The organism is Fictibacillus sp. Mic-4, assembly GCF_049843615.1.
In the GTDB taxonomy this organism is placed as follows: Bacteria; Bacillota; Bacilli; order Bacillales; family Fictibacillaceae; genus Fictibacillus_A; species Fictibacillus_A gelatini.
Window position 1 is genome coordinate 1 of record NZ_JBBHZM010000130.1, and the last position, 325, is coordinate 325.

The window sequence follows — 325 nt, forward strand, 5'->3', positions numbered from 1 at the left end:
TGAAGCCGCTAATTCTAAATCCGCCTCTTTGTCAACGACAACCGCGTCTTTTCCGCCCATTTCCGCAATGACGCGCTTCAGCCAGATTTGGCCAGGGTGTACTTTGGCGGCACGTTCGTAAATGCGGCAGCCGACATCGCGGGAACCGGTGAATGATACGAAACGTGTTTTCGGATGGTCCACAAGGTAGTCGCCGATTTCAGAACCGCTTCCAGGAACGAAGTTAAGAACGCCGGCAGGAAGGCCTGCTTCTTCCATTACTTCTACGAATTTCGCCGCAATGACCGGCGTTGTATTTGATGGCTTTAATAGCACTGTATTTCCA

At 51.4% G+C, this 325-nt stretch carries 1 protein-coding gene; it reads right to left on the reverse strand.

Features of this window, described 5'->3' with window-relative positions:
• Positions 1-325, reverse strand: a 325-nt coding sequence (locus WD019_RS21805) for an aldehyde dehydrogenase family protein (RefSeq protein WP_425712825.1), incomplete at both ends; no start/stop codon positions are given.